The sequence below is a fragment of the Micromonospora sp. LH3U1 genome (assembly GCF_028475105.1).
GTDB lineage: Bacteria > Actinomycetota > Actinomycetes > Mycobacteriales > Micromonosporaceae > Micromonospora.
This window is the reverse complement of record NZ_CP116936.1, coordinates 560,264-578,560: the sequence shown is the minus strand read 5'-3', so window position 1 is coordinate 578,560 and position 18,297 is coordinate 560,264. Positions and strand designations below refer to the sequence as shown.

Sequence of the window (18,297 nt, the reverse complement as noted above, 5' to 3'; positions counted from 1 at the left end):
TCAGCGCGGCGCGGCACCTCCAGCGCCCACCGGCGCGACCGACGCCCGCGCGCTACGGGCCGGTCGGACGAACCAGGCCAGGACGACGCTCACCACGAAAACCACGAGAAGGTACCCACCGAGTGTAGCCAGCCCAACACCCGCGATACCGGCAATCGCCGCGAGGGCCAGCAGTACCGAACGTCCCTCCCAGCCCAGCGTGGCCGCGTGCAGCGGCGGTGCCACCTGCCGTTTCTCCAGCCGGGCGGTCAGGTCGTAGTGATGCACGGTGAGCACGAAGACGTACCCGAAGATCAACCAACCTGGCGCTCCGCCGACCACCCCGACCGCGATGGCGAACAGGAACTCGGCGGCCCGCAACGCCGCGGGTACCAGCCAGTCCAGCGGGCCGTTGTGCGCCGCCCCGGCACCCAGGCCGCCGACCAGCAGCACCAGCAGCGCCACTGGCACCGCCCAGCGCAGATCGTCGGGCGCGTCGCCCAGCAGCGCCGCGACCAGCAGCACCGCCGGGCCGAGCGCGGCGATCACCGCCAGGGTGAGCGGCCCCACCGGGCGGACCACCGGCAGCCCACGGGCCAACGGCCCGTCGTCGCGGTGCAGGGTGGCATCGACCGTGTCCAGCACCGGCACCCACATCCAGCGGGCCCGCAGCGTCCGCAGAGCCCCGGTGTACGCGAACGCCAGCACACCCCAGACCAGTACCGCGATCAGGCTGACCAGCGGGTTGAACAGCGCAACGGTCACCGCGATCAGAGCCCACCGCTCACCGATCGGGAAGACGACGGTCCGCTTCAGCCAGTACGACACCGAGCCGGTGTCCGCCTGCACCCGGGTGGACGCCGCGTTGAGCCGGTCGCCGATCCCGCCGCTGGCACCCGTCGCCGTTCGCGGTCGGCGGGCCGCCTCGTCGTGCAGCACCCCGTACCAGGTGTCGGTCATGTGCCGGACGGTCTGCAACGTCATCGCGGCGATCGCGAGCGCCCAGCCGTTGCCCAGCCCGGCGTGGCTCACCCCGAAGCCCAGCCCGGCGTAGACCAGGTACTCCTTGGCCCGATCGGCCATCGTGTCCAGCCAGCCACCCCAGGCGCTGAAGTGCCGGGTGTAGCGGGCCAACTGGCCGTCCACGCAGTCCAGCACGAAGCCGAGGTAGAGCAGCACCGCGCCGCTGACCAGCGCGGGTCGCCCGCCGATCCCGAACAGCACCGCCGCGGCCAGCGCGAAGAGCACCGAGATCACCGTCACCCCGGTCGGGGTGAGCCGGAGCCGGGCCGACAGCCGGACCAGGTACGGAGACCAGGTGCTGACGAAGAAGGTGGAGAAGAAGTCGTCCTTCTCCTTGACCGACAGCCGCAACTCGGCCCGGTCCTCGTCGACCGCGGTCACCGCCGCCTCCGCAGCGGCCAACCCGGCCGCGTCCTCGACCCGGTGCGCGACGAGCAGGCGTACCCGCTGGGCGAAGATCAGGGTGCCGAGCGCCGCGAGACCCGCGAAGAGCCGGTCCACGGCGGACCCCGGGCCATCGGCGGCGCGGGCGGCGGCGGCGAGGGTCGGCAGGTCGTCGACGCCGACCCGCAGCGCCCCGCCGAACACGCCTGTGGCGTTCCCGTCGAGGGCGTCCAGCGCGCCGGCGTCGACCACCTGGCCGCGCTCCTCCCGCACGACGGTGCGCCCGGGCACCGGAGGGTCGCCGAGCACCAGCGCCACCGTGGGTCCCACCGGGCTGGTGGCCAGGTGGCGCAGCACGGCGGCGTGCGCGACCAGGTCGGTGCCGGTGATCAGCACGGGGGCGGTGGCGGTGGCGACCAGGGCGGTCAACTCGTCGAGGTTCGCGGCGAAGCGCACCTCGTCCGCCCCGGCTTGGCGCAACTGGGCGGCCAGGCGGTCGGCCAGCGGCTCGCCGGTCGCGGTGGTCAGGCTCGCCGCGGGTGTCCCGGCGGCGAGCACGATCGCGAGCGTCACCGCGGAACCGCGGCGTGGTACGCGTCGAGCGCCTCGGTGATGGTTCCGTCGAGCGTCAACCGGCCCGCGTCGAGGTACAACCCCCGACGGCAGAACCGGGTCAGGTCCTTTTCGTTGTGTGACACCAGCACCAGCGTGCGCCCCTCCCCGAGCAGACGATCAATCGTCGCGTAACACTTCTTGCGAAACTCCGCGTCTCCGACCGCGGTCACCTCGTCCATCAGCAGGATCGGGTGCGGCAGATGCGAGATGATCGCGAAGCCGAGCCGCACCTTCATTCCCGACGAGTAGTGCCGCACCGACGTGTCGATGGCCCGTTCCACCTGCTCACCGGCGAACTCGACGATCTCGTCGAAGTGCCGCTTCAGATAGCTCGTCGACAACCCGTGCAGCCCACCGACCAGGTGCAGGTTCTCCCGCCCGGTCAGGTCGTTGGAGAAACCGGCGGACAACTCCAGCAGCGGGGCCACCGCGCCGTGCACCCGGATGCTGCCCTCGTCCGGGATGAGTACCCCGGCGATCAGCCGCAGCAGCGTGCTCTTGCCGGTGCCGTTGCGGCCGATCACTCCAATGGTCTCGCCGGGCTCGACGGTGAAGGACACGTCGCGCAGCGGCCAGAACTGGCCCGGCAGGGCGCCCCGCGCGCCCCGGTGGATGAACAGCTCCCGCAGTCGCAGTTGGCGGCGACGGTTGCGGACGAACCGGATGCCCAGGCCATCGGCTTCGATGATCGGCGCGGCCACTCAGAGTTCCTTGAGCACGGCGGGTTCCAACCGGCGGAACGACCACCAGCCGGCGGCCAGCACCAGCAGGCTGCCGACGACCGTGGTGGCGAGCAGCCGGGCGTCCGGGAACTCGTCCGGATACCAGATCGCGTGGTGCAGCTGGAAGATCCCGACCAGCGGGTTCAGCTCGTACACCACCTTCAGCCAGCCGGGCAGGCCGGACTCCCGGACCAGGCTGAGCGGATAGATGATCGGCGTGGCGTAGAACAGCACCCGGATGATCAGCCGCATGAGCCGTTCCACGTCGCGCATCAGCACGTTCCACGCGGACAGCAGCAGGGCGAGCCCGGTCAGCAGGACGGCCTGGACGGCCACCGCGAGCGGCAGGGAGAGCAGCGACCAGCCGGGGTGGATCCGACCATGCGCCGCGTAGATCACCGCGATGGCGATGAGGATCGGCAGGCCGGCCGCGTACTCGGCGAACCGGCCGGTGACCCGGCCGATCGGAAAGACCTGACGCGGCACGTTCATCGTGGTGATCAGCCGGGACTGGCCGGTCAGGGCGTTCGTCGCCTCGCTCAGCGCCGAGCTGGTCCACATCCAGGCGAAGATCCCGGTGATCAGGAACAGCGGGTACGACTCGGCTGCCTCGCCGAGATGCCGACCGGTGTCCCGGGAGTAGAGCACCCCGAAGACGAACCAGTAGATGGCGCCCATACCGAGCGGTTCGATCAACGACCAGAAGTAGCCCAGCACCGACTGCTGGTACTTGACCGCCAGATCCCGCCTGACCAGGATGCGCAGTGAATTGCGGTGCGACCACAACGCCGCGACGCCAGAGGTCACCGCAGCCTCCCGCCTCCTGAAACGGACGACAGGTTAGCAGTCGGTGAACGAATGCCCCGAATCCATCGGACTCAGCACTCGATCACGTTGACGGCCAGACCGCCACGCGCCGTCTCCTTGTACTTGACCTTCATGTCGGCGCCCGTCTCCCGCATGGTCTTGATGACCTTGTCCAGCGACACCTTGTGCACACCGTCGCCGCGCAGCGCCAGCCGCGTGGCCGTGATCGCCTTGATGCTAGCCACCGCGTTCCGCTCGATGCAGGGGATCTGCACCAGGCCACCCACCGGGTCACAGGTCAACCCGAGGTTGTGCTCCATCCCGATCTCGGCTGCGTTCTCCACCTGCTCCGGGGTGCCACCGAGCGCCTCGGCCAGCCCTCCGGCCGCCATCGAGCACGCCGACCCAACCTCGCCCTGGCAGCCGACCTCCGCACCGGAGATCGACGCGTTCTCCTTGAACAACACGCCGATCGCACCGGCCGCCAGCAGGAACCGCACCACCCCGTCGTCGGAGGCACCCGGCACGAACCGGGTGTAGTAGTGCAGCACCGCCGGAATGATCCCGGCCGCGCCGTTGGTCGGCGCGGTGACCACCCGGCCGCCAGCGGCGTTCTCCTCGTTGACCGCGAGGGCGAACAGCGTCACCCAGTCCATCGCGTGCAGCGGGTCGGGCGTCCCGGCGTCCGCCTCCAGGCCGCGCCGCAGCTCCGCCGCGCGCCGCCGGACCTTCAACCCCCCAGGGAGTACGCCATCCCGCTCGCAACCGGCCTGCACGCACTCCTGCATGACCCGCCAGATCTCCAGCAGGCCGGCCCGAATGTCCGCCTCACTGCGCCAGGAACGCTCGTTGGCCAGCATCACCTCGCTGATCGACAGGCCGGTGGCGGTGGTCTGCTCCAGCAGTTGCGCCCCGGTCAGGAAGGGATACCGCACCGCCGTGCTGTCCGGCTTGATCCGGTCCGCGCCCGCCGCCGCCTCGTCCACCACGAAACCGCCACCGACGGAGTAGTAGGTGCGGCTGCGCACCTCGGCACCGGTCCGGTCGTACGCCACGAAGGTCATCCCGTTCGGGTGGTACGGCAGCGAACGGCGGCGGTGCAGCGTCAGGTCCCGATCCGGGTCAAAGTCGATCTCGTGCGCGTCCAGGATGTTGATCCGTCGCTCGGCCCGGATCCGCTCGACCCGAGCACCGACGGTGTCTGTGTCGACCGTCTCCGGGGACTCGCCGGACAACCCGAGCAGCACCGCGCGGTCACTGCCGTGACCATGCCCGGTGGCGCCCAACGAGCCGAACAGCTCAGCCTGCACCCGCGCGGTGTCGGTGAGCAGCCCGTCGGCCTTGAGCCCGGCAACGAACGTGCGCGCGGCCCGCATCGGCCCTACCGTGTGCGAGCTGGACGGCCCGATACCGACGCTGAAGAGGTCGAAAACACTGATCATGGCTGCGCTTCCTCGCCGTCGTCCCGGCGTACGGAACCCCGGCCGGGTCGTGGCCACCGGTCTGGCGGCCCCGCTCTTGGCCGCCCGGGGGTGTGGGTGCCGGACACCCGGGGTGTGGGTGCCCGATCAACCAGCCTACCCGCCCAGCTCAGCGCCCACCCGGCACCGGGACGTGAGCTCTCCCCGCCACCGCAGGTCTCGGGGAGGCGTCAGTGAGGGGCTGCCCGGGTAATGCACCTACGGGTCCACGGGTTGCCGCTCCTCCTCGGGACCGAGGGCGAGCTGGCCAACCCCTTCTACCGTGGATTGCAGACGCGGCGCACCGCCGCAGAGTGGGAGTACGACGATGAGTCGCAAACTGGTCCGGCCCCGCGAGGGGCGCATGATCGCCGGTGTCTGCGCCGGCCTCGGTCGGCGGTTCGGCATGTCCGCCGGGATGGTCCGGCTGCTGTTTCTGCTGTCACTGCTGCTGCCCGGCACCCAGGTGATCGTGTACCTGGTCCTCTGGCTTCTCATGCCCAACGAGGACCGCTACCTGGCCTCCACCCAACACTGACCGACGTCCCTGCCGCACTGCGCCCCACCCTGGGCCGCGGATCTTGGGCAAGGGGAGGCGGCACCTGACGAAAGCGCCCGCACCGACGACAGTCGGTGCGGGCGCTTCGGCGTACGGGGTGCGGCAGGTCAGGGAGCTACGTAGGTGACCGTGATCTGCTGGAAGCCGAGGGAGCGCAGCAGCCCCTCCAGCATCTTGCGGGTGTTTTCCTCGGCTCGGGCGGAGAGCCCGCTGTCCCGGGCGGCGGCGGTGATCCGGTCCTCCGCGAGCTGGTAGACCTGCTGCTGCCGGTTGGGGTCGTTGCCGACCACGTCACCGAGCCGGTTGAGCAGACCACGCTGCTCCGCGAAGACGTAGCTCTTTTCCATGTCGAGGTTGGTCTCGCCGAGCTGCGGCGCGGGCAGCTTGATCTCGACGGACTTGCCGTCGGCGGACTGGACGATGGCACCCTCACCGATCTTGGTGAAGTCGACGTACGCCTCGACACTGCCGGCCCCGACGAACAGGGTGCGCTCGTTGAGCAGGAAATCCGGAACGTTGCGCCGGTCGTTCTGGGTGTCGACCACCACCTGGAAGTTGCCCTCGGCGGCCACGTAGCGGCTGAGGTCCTGGATCGACTTCAGCAGCGGTGGCTGGCTGCGGTCGGTCTGCTCCTTGGCGAACGGGTTGCGGAACTCCGGCAGGAGGCCGGTCGCCTGAATGCCGAGCAGCACAACCACGGCCAGCGCGGCGGCGCCGAGCAGCAGGAGCAGGCCACGGGCCGCCCCACCACCACCGCCACCGGTCGCCGGGTCGCCGGGGCCGCCCGGTGGGTCTGTGGTCGGCTCGGGTGTCGCGGCCGACCGCTCCTTGAGATCGTCGCCGGTCGGGTAACCGGGGAACTCCCTCGTGGGCTCGTTGATGCCAGCGTCGCGGGCCATCACGCTCACCGTCCTCGTCAGACACGTCGTCTGTCAATGACGGTACGGCCCCCGTACGACAGCCGCGCGTCGAGCGGCCGGAAAGCGTAAACGGGCAGGTCAGGCGAACGCGGAAAGCCCGGTGAGCCGCTGCCCGACGACCAGCTGGTGGATCTCGGAGGTGCCCTCGTACGTCAGCACGCTCTCCAGGTTGTTGGCGTGCCGCATCACCGGGTATTCGCCGGAGACGCCGTTGGCGCCGAGGATGGTGCGGCACTGCCGGGCGATGGCCAGGGCCTCCCGCACGTTGTTCAGCTTGCCCACGCTGACCTGCTCGGGCCGCAGCCGGTGGGCGTCCGCGAGTCGACCCAGGTGCAGCGCGAGTAGTTGCCCCTTCACCAGCTCGACGGCCATGTCGGCGAGCTTCGCCTGGGTGAGTTGGAAGCCGGCCAGCGGGCGACCGAACTGGGTGCGGGTGGTGGCGTACGTCAGGGTGGTTTCCAGGCAGTCACGGGCGGCGCCGACCGCGCCCCAGACGATGCCGTACCGGGCCTCGGTGAGGCAGCTCAGTGGCGCCTTGAGCCCGACCGCCTCGGGTAGTTGGGCGTCCGCCGGGAGCCGGACGTCGTCGAGCACGATCTCGCCGGTCACCGACGCGCGCAGCGACATCTTGCGGCGGATCTCCCGGGCCGTGACACCGGGCGTGTCCATGGGGACGAGAAATCCGCGTACGCCCCCGTCGGTGCGCGCCCAGATCACCGCGACGTCGGCGATCGGCGCGTTGGTGATCCACATCTTCCCGCCGGTGAGCACCCAGTCGTCGCCGTCGCGGCGACCCCGGGTGGCCATCGAGGCGGGGTCGGAGCCGTGGTCCGGTTCGGTCAGGCCGAAGCAGCCGATCGCCTCACCGGTGGCCATCGGCGGCAGCCAGCGTTGCTTCTGCTCCTCGCTGCCGAAGCGCCAGATGGCGTACATGGCGAGCGAGCCCTGCACCGAGACGAGGGAACGGACGCCGGAGTCACCGGCTTCCAGCTCCTGGCAGGCCAGCCCGTACGCGACCGCGGAGGCACCGGCACAGCCGTAGCCGGTGAGGTGCATGCCGAGTAGTCCGAGTTTGCCGAACTCCCGGGCCAGCTCGCGGGCCGGCACCTGGCCCTGTTCGTACCAGTCGGCGACGTGCGGGCGCACCCGGTCGTCGACGAGTTGGCGGACGACGTCGCGGATCTGTCGCTCTTCCTCGCTGAGCGACGGGTCCAGATCGAGCAGGTCCAGCGGAGCGGTCATGGACGCCACACTAACGAAGGTTCAGCGAGCGACAGAAGGGCTCGTCACTCGATCGGCTCGGAGAGCACCAGCACCCGCGCGTGGATCTGGTTGCGCTGCTGCAGGGCGGCGCGCAACGCCCGGTGCAGCCCGTCCTCCAGGTACAGCCCGCCGTTCCACTGCACGACGTGCGGGAAGAGGTCACCGTAGAAGGTGGAATCCTCGGCGAGGAGCTTGTCGAGCGCCAGCTCACGCTTGGTGGTGATCATCTGGTCCAGGCGCAGTGGCCGCGGAGGGATCTCCGCCCACTGCTTGAGCGTCAGATTGTGCTCCGGATAGGGACGCCCGTCCCGAACCGCTCTGAAGATCACGACGGCACGCTCCCCTCCCGTGGCTGGGCCGATTGACGGCGCCGAGCCGGGCCGCGGCGGGCACCGCGCGGCGCGGCACCGATGACCGTGCCAGCCTAGCCGCCCACCGCACGCTGCGTTCTGCTCCCTGATGTCAGTTTCGCTACCGGTCGTCCGTTCTCTAACCGGACGAACGGGACGTCCCACTCAGGTCCACCGGCCGCGCCGCACCACCTCGTCCACCGGACGGCGCCCACGGCGCAACGATGGTGACCTATGGTCGGCCGCTCGGTAACCGATCGTGACGGCACCGATGGGTTGGTACTCCGCCGGCACGCCGAACGCGTCCCGGTAGGTGGCCAGCCGCTGCGGCGGAATGCCGAAGAAACACGCCCCCAGCCCCTCGTCCACCGCGGTGAGCAGCATCAGCAGCGCCGCGAAACCGGTGTCCACGTGCCAGTACGGCACCGGCCAGCGGTCGGTGGACCGGTCCGTCCAGCCCTTGTCCGGCTCGGCGTAACGCTGCAGGTAGGCCGACTCGTTGGCGTGCGGCACCACGATCAGCGGCGCCCGACGCATCCCCGCGAGCCAACGCTCCCGCCCGCCGCCATCCGGTGTGGTGGCGGCCCAAAACCGCTCCCGGTCGGCCGGCTCCTCCAGCACCAGGAAGCCCCAGCCCTGGGCGAACCCGGCCGACGGGGCCCGGATCGCGTGGTCGAGCAGCCGGTCCACCACGTCGGGCGGGACCGGGCGGTCCGGGTCGTAGTTGCGCACCATCCGTCGGCGCCGGACGACCTCGGCGAACTCCATCAGGCCCCGGGCCGGATGCCCCAGGCACCCCGCCAGGTCGTACCAGGCTTGAGCGTGAGCACGTCCTTGCCCGAGCGGAACGCGTCCGGCGGGCAGGTCATCGGCTCGATCGCCACCGAGCGGCGATGCCGCTCACCCGTGAGCGCGTCCCCGGTGAACACCTGCCACCAGCCGAACTCCGCATCCGCCCAGATGCTCACCCCCGCCGAACCGTCCGGCGCGGAGAGGCTCACCGCCGAGCCGCCGTCGGCGTCGCGGATCACCTGACCGAAGCAGAGGTCCAGCTCGGCGGCGCCGATCCGGCGCGGGCTGGTCCAGTCGTACTCGGTGCTGGCCACCGGGGTCGCGCCGACCGGCAGCAACCGGCCGTCCACCAACAGCCGGGTACGGCTCGGCAGCCGCATGACCAGGTCGTCGACCGCGACGCCCGGCAGTTGCAGGTACGGGTGCACGGAGAAGCCGAACGGCGCGGCCTCGCCACCGATGTTGGTCACCTCGTGCTCGGCGCGCAGGCCGTCCGCGCCGACGCTCCACCGGCTGAGCAGCCGCAACGGCCACGGGTAGCCAGGCTGCGGCGGAAGGTCGTACCCGACCGTCACCGCGTCCTCGGACTGCTCCACCAGACGCCACGGCACCCAGTTGACCAGCCCGTGGATGGCCACGTGCCGCTCCGGCTCGGTCAGCGGGAGCTGGTGCGTCCGCTCGCCGAACGGGTAGCGGCCATCGCGGATCCGGTTCGGCCAGGGTGCCAGCACCTGCCCGGCGCAGCCGGGGCAGACCTCGTCGGTCTGGTACCCGTCGACCAGGTCGACACCGTCGTGCCGGTACGTCCGAAGCCCACCGCCCACCTCCACGATGACGGCCTCGTGGCCAGCGGCGGAGATGGTCCACTGGGCGCCGGAGAACGGGCGCTGATCGGGGCTTTCCATGTCGGCGACCCTAACCGGTCACGTCCGGTCGCCGCTCGACGCCGCCGCGGCCCGGTAGCGCAGCAGTGCCGGGAAAGCGACCGCGAGCACCACCACGAGCACCGCCGACGCGAGCCCGCCGGCCACCCAGGCCACCCCGCCGCCGAACCCGGCGGCCATGGTGCCGGCCCGCAGATCGCCCAGGCGCGGGCCACCCGCCACCACGACGGTGTTGACGCCCTGCAGCCGGCCGCGCATCCGGTCCGGTGCGTAGACCAGCAGCATCGACTGGCGCAGCACCGCGCTGACCAGGTCGGCGGCACCGGCCACGGCGAGCAGCAGGACCATCAGCCAGAGCTGGTGGGCCAACCCGGCGGCGGCGATCGCCAGTCCCCAGGCGACCACCGCAACCACCAGGCCGAGCCCTTGCCGGCGGAGCCGACCGATCCAGCCGGAGGTCAGCCCGCCGATCATCGAGCCGATCGCGATGGCGCTGTAGAGCAGACCGACCGCACCACCGCCGCCGAACCGTTCGTGGGCGATCTCCGGGAAGAGCGCCCGCGGCATGGCCAGGATCATCGCGATCAGGTCCACCCCGAAGGACAGCAGCAGCACCGGCGTGGTGGCCAGGTAGCGGAACCCGTCGATCACGCTGGCCAGGCCAGCGCGACGGGGCTCGCCGTCGGAGGTCGGCTCGGGCGGCAGCGCGGGCAGGCGCAACGCTGCCCAGAGCATCGCGGTGAACAGCAGAGCGTCCACCCCGTACGCGATCGGCAGGACCACTGCGGTGTCCGGCGAGGCGGCGAGGATCAGACCGGCGGCGAGCGGTCCAGCGACCGAGGCCGCGGTGAAGGTCGTGTAGTTCAGCGTGGTGGCGGCCGGCACCAGATCGTCCGGCACCAGCCGGGGCAACATGGCACTGCGGGCCGGCGAGCTGATCGCGAACGCCACCGACTGCAACGCCATCAGCGCCAACAGCAGCACCGGGCTGCCCACGTCCAGCAGTGCCTGGACCAGCAGCCCGAGGGTGGACGCCCAGAGCAGCACCGACCCGCCGAGCAGCACCGCACGGCGGTCGCGGGCGTCGGCGATTGCGCCGCCCCAGAGCCCGAAGATCAGCAACGGTACGAAGGCCGCGACGCCCAGCAGGCCGACCCAGAACGAGTCCCGGGTCAGGGCGTACATCTCCACCGGTACCGCGACGGCGGTGAACTGGAAGCCGAACATCGCCACGGTGTTGCCGAGCCAGAGCCGTCGGTACGCCGGCACGCGCAGCGGACGTACGTCGAGCGCCCAGCGGCGCGCTCCGCGCGGCCGAGCCTCCTGCACACCCGTCACGGCGCCAACCGCTCGACGATCCAGCCGCCCTCATCGAGGCGGCGGAAGCGGAGTCGGTCGTGCAACCGGCCGGCCCGGCCCTGCCAGAACTCCACCGAATCAGGTTGGACCCGCAACCCACCCCAGTGCGGCGGGGCGGGGATCACGGCCTCGTCGGCGAACCGCTCGGCCACCGCCCGGTAGCGCTCCTCCAGCTCGGTTCGGCCCGGCACCACCTGCGACTGCGGGCTCGCCCAGGCTCCCAGTTGGGAGCCGCGCGGCCGGCTGGCGAAGTACGCCTCGCTCGTCGCGCGGTCGACGTGCGCGATCCGCCCGCCGACCACCACCTGACGCTGCATGGGAAACCACGGGAAGACCAGGCTGGCGTACGGGTTGGCGGACGCCTCCACGCCCTTGCGCGACAGGTGGTTGGTGAAGAAGACGAAGCCCTCGGGGTCGTACCCCTTCAGCAGCACGGTCCGTCCGCTCGGCCGGCCGGCCGGGTCGGCGGTGCCCACCACCATCGCGTTCGGTTCGGGTAGCCCGAAGGCCACCGCGTCGGCGAACCAGCGGTCGAACTGGGTGTGCCAGTCGGCGGCCAGGTCAACCTCGGTCAGGCCCCGGTCCGCGGCGTACTCGTTACGCATCGCGGCCGGGGCGGGTGTGTCACCCGTCACGTCCCCACTCCTTCTCGGCGACCCTGCCAGCGCCCTCCCGCGCTGACCAGCCCGCACCGCCCAGTCTCACCGAGGGGCGCGGAGATTGCGCATCCGGGGATGTCGCGTGCAGCACAGTCGCAGCGGGTCGCGTATCCCTTACTCAGCAGGCAGTATGTTCCGAACACATCCCTGAGGGTCGCCTAAGGCGCTCGGCCAATCGGGCCGGATGAGCCGATCGGGCGCACCGACCAGATCCAGGAGAGCGACATGGCTGATTTCAAACCCGGGCTGGAGGGCGTCGTCGCCTTCGAGACCGAGATCGCCGAACCTGACCGTGAGGGCGGCGCGCTGCGCTATCGCGGGGTCGACATCGAGGATCTGATCGGGCAGGTCTCGTTCGGAAACGTGTGGGCGCTGCTGGTCGACGGCCGGTTCGGGCCGGGCCTGCCGCCGGCGGAGCCGTTCCCGGTGCCGGTGCACTCCGGTGACATCCGCGTCGACGTGCAGTCCGCGGTCGCGATGCTGGCCCCGTACTGGGGGCTCAACCAACTGCTGGACATCTCCGACGAGCAGGCCCGCGAGGACCTCGCCCGGGTATCGGTGACCGCGCTCTCCTTCGTCGCCCAGTCCGCCCGGGGCCTCGGCCTGCCGGCGGTGCCGCAGAAGGAGATCGACAAGGCGCAGACCATCGTCGAGCGGTTCATGAAGCGCTGGCGCGGAGAGCCCGACCCGCGGCACGTCAAGGCCGTCGACGCGTACTTCATCTCGGCCGCCGAGCACGGCCTGAACGCGTCCACCTTCACCGCTCGCATCGTCGCCTCCACCGGGGCGGACGCGGCTGCCTGCATCTCGTCGGGCATCGGCGCCCTCTCCGGCCCGCTGCACGGCGGTGCCCCGTCCCGGGTGCTCAGCATGCTGGAGGCGGTGGAGCGCAGCGGTGACGCGGAGGGCTACGTCAAGGGTGTGCTCGATCGCGGCGAGCGGCTGATGGGCTTCGGCCACCGGGTCTACCGGGCCGAGGACCCGCGTGCCCGAGTGCTCCGACGCACCGCCAAGGAGTTGGGCGCGCCGCGCTTCGAGATCGCCGAGGCGCTGGAGAAGGCCGCCCTCGCCGAGTTGCAGGCCCGCCGCCCGGACCGGGTGCTGGCCACCAACGTCGAGTTCTGGTCGGCCGTGGTGCTGGACTTCGCCGAGGTGCCGGCACACATGTTCACCTCGATGTTCACCTGCGCGCGGATGGGCGGCTGGAGCGCGCACATCCTGGAGCAGAAGCGCCTGCAGCGGCTGGTACGCCCGTCCGCCCTCTACGTCGGTCCGGAGACCCGTAAGCCGTCCGACGTCGAGGGCTGGGCCGCCATCCCGCACGGCGCCTGAGCTGCGGGAAGGGGCTCCTCCTCAACGGCTGCCGTTGAGGAGGAGCCCCTTCCTCATTTCGACCGAGCTGATCGCGCCGGTGTGGCGAAGGACTCAGACCGGCCGTCGGGGGCTCGGCTTGCACCGATGGGTCCGGGTGCGAGGATGGGGGCCGGCAGTGTCGCCGGGCCCGCCCTCGCGCTTTGCGGAAGGATCTTCAAGACCGTGGCTGACGCACCGACCATCCGGATTCCCGATGACATCAAGCCCGCCGACGGACGCTTCGGCTGCGGCCCGTCCAAGGTCCGCCCGGCGGCCGTGTCCGCTCTTGCCGAGGTAGCCACCAGCTACCTGGGCACCTCGCACCGGCAGAAGACGGTCCGCGACCAGGTGGCCCGGCTGCGCTCCGGCATCGCCGAGTTCTTCTCGCTGCCCGAGGGCTACGAGGTCGTGATCGGCAACGGTGGCACCACCGCGTTCTGGGAGGTCGCCACCTTCGGCCTGATCCGCGACCGGGCCCAGTTCGCCAGTTTCGGCGAGTTCGGCGCCAAGTTCGCCAAATCGGTCAAGGACGCGCCGTTCCTGGGCGAGCCGACCGTCCGCAGGTCCGAGGCGGGCAGCGCGCCGACCCTGGTCGCCGAGTCCGGCGTGGACGCGTACGCGACGCCGCAGAACGAGACCTCGACCGGTGTGGCCGTCCCGATCAACCGGGTGGCCGGTGCGGACGAGGGCGCGCTGCTGCTGGTCGATGCCACTTCCGGTGCGGGTGGCCTGGAGGTCAACGTCGGCGAGACCGACGTCTACTACTTCGCTCCGCAGAAGTGCTTCGGCTCCGACGGTGGTCTCTGGTTGGCCCTCATGTCGCCGGCCGCGCTGGAGCGGGCCGCCGAGATCAAGGCGTCCGGGCGCTACATCCCCGCCTTCCTCGACCTGGTCACCGCGATCGACAACTCGCGGCTGGAGCAGACCTACAACACCCCGGCGCTGGCCACCATCTTCCTGGCCGCCGAGCAGACCGACTGGATGAACGCGCAGGGTGGACTGTCCTGGGCGGCCAAGCGCACCGCCGAGAGCGCCGCCACGCTGTACGGCTGGGCAGAGCGCTCCACTGTGGCCACTCCGTTCGTCAGCGACCCGACGCTGCGCTCCAACGTTGTCGCCACCATCGACTTCGCCGACGGGGTGGATGCCACCGCGATCGCGAAGGCGCTGCGCGCCAACGGCATCGTGGACACCGAGCCGTACCGCAAGCTCGGTCGAAACCAGCTCCGCATTGCACTGTTCCCGGCCGTCGAGCCGGCCGATGTCGAGGCGCTGACCGCGTCCATCGACTACGTGGTCGAGCGACTCTGAGCTTCGTCACGGTCGGTGTCCGTTGGGGCCTCCACGGACACCGACCGTGATCATTGCCGCAGCTCAGTCACGACATGCGGGGTGTCGCTTCCCCCACCCCGAGACAGATGCGCGTACGGTGGTGCGAGACGCCTGGGTGGCCGACTCGTGGCGTACGGCCAGCGAAGCGGGACGGAGGCAACGCTATGCGCCCAGTACGCTTCGTCGCCCTCTCCGAGGACGGTCAGGCGCTGGTGCTCGCCGACGAGGTCGGGCGACTCCTCGCCCTGCCGATCGACGAACGCATCGCCGGCGTGATGCACCCCGAGCCGGGTGCCCCGCCGCTCGCGGTGGCACCGAGCACCGTCGACCCGATTCCCTCACTGTCCCCCCGGGACATCCAGGCCCGCATCCGCTCCGGTGAGTCCGCCGAGGACGTCGCCCGGATCGCCGGGGTGCCGGTCGACCGGGTGCTGCGCTACGCCGGCCCGGTGCTTCAGGAGCGGGCGATGCTCGCCCAGCACGCCCGACGGACCCGACTCAAGGGTGCGGAGAAGCCCACCCCACTGGCCGAGGTGGTCAACGGCCGGCTGAGCCAGCACGGCATCGACACCGAGAAGATCTCCTGGGACGCATACCGGCGTGACGACGGCACCTGGCGGATCATCGCCACGTGGCCGTCCGGCAAGGCCACCGCGCAGGCCATCTGGGACATGGACAAGGCCCGGCAGGTGGTCGCGCCGCACGACGACATGGCGCAGTACCTGTGCGCCGAGCGGCCCACGCCGATCCTCGGTCAGGAGCCGGCACCGGAGCGGGGCGGGCACGCCCTGCCCGGTCCGTCGCGCGGCGAGCCGAGCCGTGGTGGGCACGGGTTGCCGGCGGCGTCCGAGCACCCGCGCTCCGGTCGGGATCCGATCCGGGCTGGCCGGGACGCGCTGCTCGCCTCACTGGACCGCCCGCTGGGCGGCTCGTCGGGTCGCGGTCTTGAGCCGCGTACCCCGGCTGCTCTTGCCGGGTCGGACGCGCCTCGGCAGCGGCCGGTCGGTGGGGGTGCCGCCGCGCTACTCGGCGGCGGCCAGGGGTCGGCCTTCGACGACGACTCGGACGCGCCCAAGGAGGTGCCGGCCGTGCCGTCGCTGGCGGTGCTCCGGCCCCGCCGGACGGCCACCGCGGCGGCCGCCGGCGAGTCGACCGACGCCAACGGCAAGCCGCGTAAGCGACTGCCGAGCTGGGACGACGTGCTCTTCGGCAGTGGGCCGGCCGCGCGCGAGTCCTCCTGACGCTTCCGCGTCGTCGGGCGGCCCGTCACTGCCTCACGCACACGATCGACTCGGTTTCCTTGAGGTCGCGGTGTCCGCGCCTCAGCGACACCCCGCCTTCCGGGAAGCCGGGTCGATCAGGGCGGCCTCAACGAGCCGCGACCGTCGGGTTGCTCAGCGGTGCCGTTGCCGGTGCCCGGCCCGGGCTGCCGGCAGGGACAGGCCGGCCGCGTGCAGCACACCCTCCACCCGGACCCGCTCGATCTCCTGGTCGACGCCCTCCAGTTCGGCGAGGTGCTCGGTGAGGCCGAGAGCGCGGCAGGCCAGCCGGAGCCTGTCGTCGTACACCTGGAGCAGCTCGCCGTGCCAGATCATCGACCGGCCGGTGCCGCCGAGCCGCTGACCGCCGAGGCGGCGCAGGTCGGCGGCGACCTGTTCCAGGGGCCGACGGTCGACACGGTCGAAATCGCTGAAGTCGATGTCCCGGGTCAGCGCGTCGGCCTCGACGGCCCGGTCGAGTCGGGCGATCGTGCGTTCCTCCCGCCGGCGCTCACGCCACTCGGACCAGCCGCACACCACCCGGTCGAGGATCTCGTCATAGCAGAAGAGCAGGGCGAGTGCCGCCGGCAGACTGGCCACGGCGAGGAACGCCAGGGCCAGCATCAGCGCGCGTTCGACTCCCACGTATCGACGCTAAGCCCCACCGTGCCACCCCGCCAGCGATTTGGCCGCATCCGCACAATCCACCCCGAGCGGACGCGGCCCGGCTCGCCTTCGGTGAACCTCAGCAGTCGGTGGAGGTGACGTAGAAGCGGGGCATCGGCAGCACCCGGAAACGCAGCCGGGCACCGGAGTGGCGCAGCTGCCAGGTGAGCGCGACCAGCGCGGTGGCCAGCGAGAGCAGACCACCCATCCAGATGCTGGCGCCGGCACCGTAGCGCTCCGCGATCCAGCCGATCAGCGGCGCGCCGACCGGGTTGGTACCCAGGAACACCAGCACCCACAGGGCCATCACCCGACCCCGGAAGGCCGCGTCGACGCCCATCTGGATCCGCTGGTTGGCGGCCTGGGCGAAGAAGACCATGCAGAAGCCGGTCGGCACCAGCAGCGCCACGACCAGCCAGTACGTCGACGCGAAGCCGACCAGGGTGCCGAAGCTGGCGCAGGCGATCGCGGCACCGAGCACCAGCCAGACCGACGGACGACTACGCCGGCCGGTGCCGCTGAGCGCGCCGCCCAGCGCGCCGACCGCCAGCGCCGTGCTGAACAGGCCGAAGGAGGCAGCGCCCGTGTGGAAGACCGTCTTGGCCAGCGCGGCAAGGGTGAGCTGGAAATTGAACAGCGACATGCCGATCACCGACATCATCGCCATCGGCATCAGCAGATCCGGCCGGCGCCACACGTACCGCAGCCCGTCGACGACCCGGGCGGACGCCCGCTCGTCGCGCGGCAGCAGGGCGTCACGGTGCAGATCGGTCGTTCGCATCCGGACCACGTTGACCAGCGGCGCGATGGAGCTGAGGGCGGTGAAGAGGAAGACCGGGCCCACGTCGAAGGCGGCGATGGCCAGCCCGGCGACGGCCGGGCCGACGATGCGGGCGGAGTTGAAGACGGCCGCGTTCAGCGACAGCGCGTTGGGCAGCAGTGACGTACCGACGAGTTCGGAGACGAACGCCTGGCGGACCGGGGTTTCCACGGCGTTGGCGGTGCCGAGCAACGCGGCGAAGGCGAAGACGTGCCAGAGCTGCACCATGTCGGTGAGGACCAGCACGGCCATGCCGAGCGCCAGCACCGTCCAGAAGGCGTTGGCGGCGAAGAGCAGCACCCGCTTGTCGTACCGGTCGGCGAGCCGGCCGGAGAGCAGGGTGAGCAGCAGCACCGGGGTGAACTGGCAGGCGGTGACCACGCCAAGGGCGGTGGCCGAGTTGTCGGAGAGCTCGAGGACGAGCCAGTCCTGGGCGATGAACATCATCCAGACGCCGATCAGTTTGATCAGCTGCCCGGATGCGAAGAGGCGGTAGTTGCGGACCTGTAGGGACTGGAACATCGTGCTCAACTTGGCCTGCACTCTTGGTGCGCCTCCTCCGGACGTACGCGTCATCGACAGGTGACGGCACGAACCCGGTGGCGCGGGTGTGGCTCAGGCGCGGGCGAGCTTTTGAAGAATCTCGGCGGCCCTGTGCAGGGTCTCCCGTTCGTCCTCGGTGAGCTCGACCAGCCGGCGGGCCAGCCATTCGTCGCGGACCCGCTCGAACTGCTCGATCACGGTCCGCCCCCCTTCGGTCGCCGCGAGGATGACCTGCCGGCCGTCGGTCGGATGGGGTGTCCGCTGCACAAGGCCACGGTCCTCCAACTTCGCGACGATCTTGGTCATCGTCGGTGGCTGCACCCGCTCGACATCGGCCAGTTCCCGGGGCGTCAACGCGCCCGCCAGCCGCAGGCTGGTGAGCGCGGAGAGCTGGGTGACCGTGAGGTCGCCGACCGGTCGGGCCTGGCGGACCCGCCGGTTGAGTCGGGTGATCGCATCACGCAGCTGGGGAGCCAGCTGCGCCGGTGGCACGCGTTCCGCCGTCACCGTCCGCTCCGTCACAGTAGTTAGCTTAACTAATGAGCATG

At 71.0% G+C, this 18,297-nt stretch carries 18 protein-coding genes; 4 read left to right on the top strand and 14 right to left on the bottom strand.

All coding sequences use genetic code 11. The annotated features are described in order from the left end of the window. The 4 genes from PCA76_RS02700 to PCA76_RS02685 form a co-directional block, all read right to left on the bottom strand. Positions 1-1,959, bottom strand: coding sequence for a DUF5941 domain-containing protein (locus tag PCA76_RS02700; protein WP_442930192.1), 1,959 nt, complete (start codon positions 1,957-1,959; stop codon positions 1-3). Next, positions 1,956-2,702, bottom strand: a complete 747-nt coding sequence (locus PCA76_RS02695) for an ABC transporter ATP-binding protein (protein ID WP_272615025.1) — start codon at positions 2,700-2,702, stop codon at positions 1,956-1,958. Before PCA76_RS02695 ends, PCA76_RS02700 begins: the two co-directional genes overlap by 4 nt. After that, entirely contained in the window at positions 2,703-3,530 is an 828-nt protein-coding gene (locus PCA76_RS02690; RefSeq protein ID WP_272615024.1) for an ABC transporter permease, read from the bottom strand. A gap of 71 nt (positions 3,531-3,601) precedes the next feature. Continuing rightward, positions 3,602-4,972: an L-serine ammonia-lyase gene (locus PCA76_RS02685; RefSeq protein ID WP_272615023.1), complete on the bottom strand. Its 1,371-nt coding sequence runs from the start codon at positions 4,970-4,972 to the stop codon at positions 3,602-3,604. A gap of 346 nt (positions 4,973-5,318) precedes the next feature. On the opposite strand from PCA76_RS02685, the gene PCA76_RS02680 reads away from it, so the two are divergent. Then, the gene (locus tag PCA76_RS02680) at positions 5,319-5,528 is read left to right on the top strand and encodes a PspC domain-containing protein (protein ID WP_272615022.1); all 210 of its coding nucleotides are present in this window, start codon (positions 5,319-5,321) and stop codon (positions 5,526-5,528) included. A gap of 128 nt (positions 5,529-5,656) precedes the next feature. Here the strand turns inward: PCA76_RS02680 and PCA76_RS02675 are convergent, their stop codons facing one another. The 7 genes from PCA76_RS02675 to pdxH all read right to left on the bottom strand — a co-directional run bounded on the left by PCA76_RS02675 (position 5,657) and on the right by pdxH (position 11,722). Beyond that, positions 5,657-6,448 (bottom strand): DUF4230 domain-containing protein, encoded by a 792-nt coding sequence (locus PCA76_RS02675; protein WP_272615021.1) that lies wholly within the window; start codon positions 6,446-6,448, stop codon positions 5,657-5,659. 99 nt (positions 6,449-6,547) lie between these two features. Next, complete coding sequence (locus PCA76_RS02670) at positions 6,548-7,711, bottom strand: acyl-CoA dehydrogenase family protein (protein ID WP_272615020.1); 1,164 nt, start codon at positions 7,709-7,711, stop codon at positions 6,548-6,550. Between the two features lie 44 nt (positions 7,712-7,755). After that, complete coding sequence (locus PCA76_RS02665) at positions 7,756-8,061, bottom strand: type II toxin-antitoxin system VapB family antitoxin (RefSeq protein WP_030329612.1); 306 nt, start codon at positions 8,059-8,061, stop codon at positions 7,756-7,758. Positions 8,062-8,247: 186 nt separating this feature from the next. Next, on the bottom strand, positions 8,248-8,850 hold the full coding sequence (locus PCA76_RS02660) for a nitroreductase family protein (RefSeq protein ID WP_272615019.1): 603 nt from the start codon (positions 8,848-8,850) through the stop codon (positions 8,248-8,250). Continuing rightward, positions 8,850-9,779, bottom strand: a complete 930-nt coding sequence (locus PCA76_RS02655) for an aldose 1-epimerase family protein (protein ID WP_272615018.1) — start codon at positions 9,777-9,779, stop codon at positions 8,850-8,852. Before PCA76_RS02655 ends, PCA76_RS02660 begins: the two co-directional genes overlap by 1 nt. Before the next feature lie 18 nt (positions 9,780-9,797). After that, positions 9,798-11,096 carry an MFS transporter gene (locus tag PCA76_RS02650; RefSeq protein ID WP_272615016.1) on the bottom strand — a complete coding sequence of 433 codons (1,299 nt, stop codon included), beginning with the start codon at positions 11,094-11,096 and terminating at the stop codon, positions 9,798-9,800. Further along, positions 11,093-11,722, bottom strand: coding sequence for a pyridoxamine 5'-phosphate oxidase (pdxH, locus tag PCA76_RS02645; protein ID WP_272619142.1), 630 nt, complete (start codon positions 11,720-11,722; stop codon positions 11,093-11,095). The genes PCA76_RS02650 and pdxH overlap by 4 nt, the downstream gene beginning before the upstream one ends. A 279-nt stretch (positions 11,723-12,001) precedes the next feature. On the opposite strand from pdxH, the gene PCA76_RS02640 reads away from it, so the two are divergent. From PCA76_RS02640 to sepH, 3 genes are all read left to right on the top strand, one after another. Further along, positions 12,002-13,108, top strand: coding sequence for a citrate synthase 2 (locus PCA76_RS02640; RefSeq protein ID WP_272615015.1), 1,107 nt, complete (start codon positions 12,002-12,004; stop codon positions 13,106-13,108). Positions 13,109-13,312: 204 nt separating this feature from the next. Further along, a complete protein-coding gene (gene serC, locus PCA76_RS02635) occupies positions 13,313-14,440 on the top strand; it encodes a phosphoserine transaminase (protein WP_272615013.1) in 1,128 nt (375 codons plus the stop codon). Between the two features lie 185 nt (positions 14,441-14,625). Continuing rightward, a complete protein-coding gene (gene sepH, locus PCA76_RS02630; RefSeq protein ID WP_272615011.1) occupies positions 14,626-15,702 on the top strand; it encodes a septation protein SepH in 1,077 nt (358 codons plus the stop codon). A gap of 153 nt (positions 15,703-15,855) precedes the next feature. On the opposite strand, the gene PCA76_RS02625 is transcribed toward sepH, so the two are convergent. The 3 genes from PCA76_RS02625 to PCA76_RS02615 form a co-directional block, all read right to left on the bottom strand. Next, entirely contained in the window at positions 15,856-16,365 is a 510-nt protein-coding gene (locus PCA76_RS02625) for a hypothetical protein (RefSeq protein ID WP_272615009.1), read from the bottom strand. Positions 16,366-16,465: 100 nt separating this feature from the next. Next, entirely contained in the window at positions 16,466-17,749 is a 1,284-nt protein-coding gene (locus tag PCA76_RS02620) for an MFS transporter (protein ID WP_272615007.1), read from the bottom strand. 72 nt (positions 17,750-17,821) lie between these two features. Further along, positions 17,822-18,271 (bottom strand): MarR family winged helix-turn-helix transcriptional regulator, encoded by a 450-nt coding sequence (locus tag PCA76_RS02615; protein ID WP_272615006.1) that lies wholly within the window; start codon positions 18,269-18,271, stop codon positions 17,822-17,824. Between the last annotated feature and the right edge of the window lie 26 nt (positions 18,272-18,297).

Coding starts and splice junctions, on each gene's coding strand:
- PCA76_RS02680 (WP_272615022.1), top strand. CDS start 5,319: ATGAGTCGCAAACTGGTCCGGCCCCGCGAGGGGCGCATGATCGCCGGT.
- PCA76_RS02640 (WP_272615015.1), top strand. CDS start 12,002: ATGGCTGATTTCAAACCCGGGCTGGAGGGCGTCGTCGCCTTCGAGACC.
- PCA76_RS02670 (WP_272615020.1), bottom strand. CDS start 7,711: ATGACCGCTCCGCTGGACCTGCTCGATCTGGACCCGTCGCTCAGCGAG.
- pdxH (WP_272619142.1), bottom strand. CDS start 11,722: ATGCGTAACGAGTACGCCGCGGACCGGGGCCTGACCGAGGTTGACCTG.
- PCA76_RS02660 (WP_272615019.1), bottom strand. CDS start 8,850: ATGGAGTTCGCCGAGGTCGTCCGGCGCCGACGGATGGTGCGCAACTAC.
- sepH (WP_272615011.1), top strand. CDS start 14,626: ATGCGCCCAGTACGCTTCGTCGCCCTCTCCGAGGACGGTCAGGCGCTG.
- PCA76_RS02655 (WP_272615018.1), bottom strand. CDS start 9,779: ATGGAAAGCCCCGATCAGCGCCCGTTCTCCGGCGCCCAGTGGACCATC.
- PCA76_RS02675 (WP_272615021.1), bottom strand. CDS start 6,448: ATGGCCCGCGACGCTGGCATCAACGAGCCCACGAGGGAGTTCCCCGGT.
- PCA76_RS02685 (WP_272615023.1), bottom strand. CDS start 4,972: ATGATCAGTGTTTTCGACCTCTTCAGCGTCGGTATCGGGCCGTCCAGC.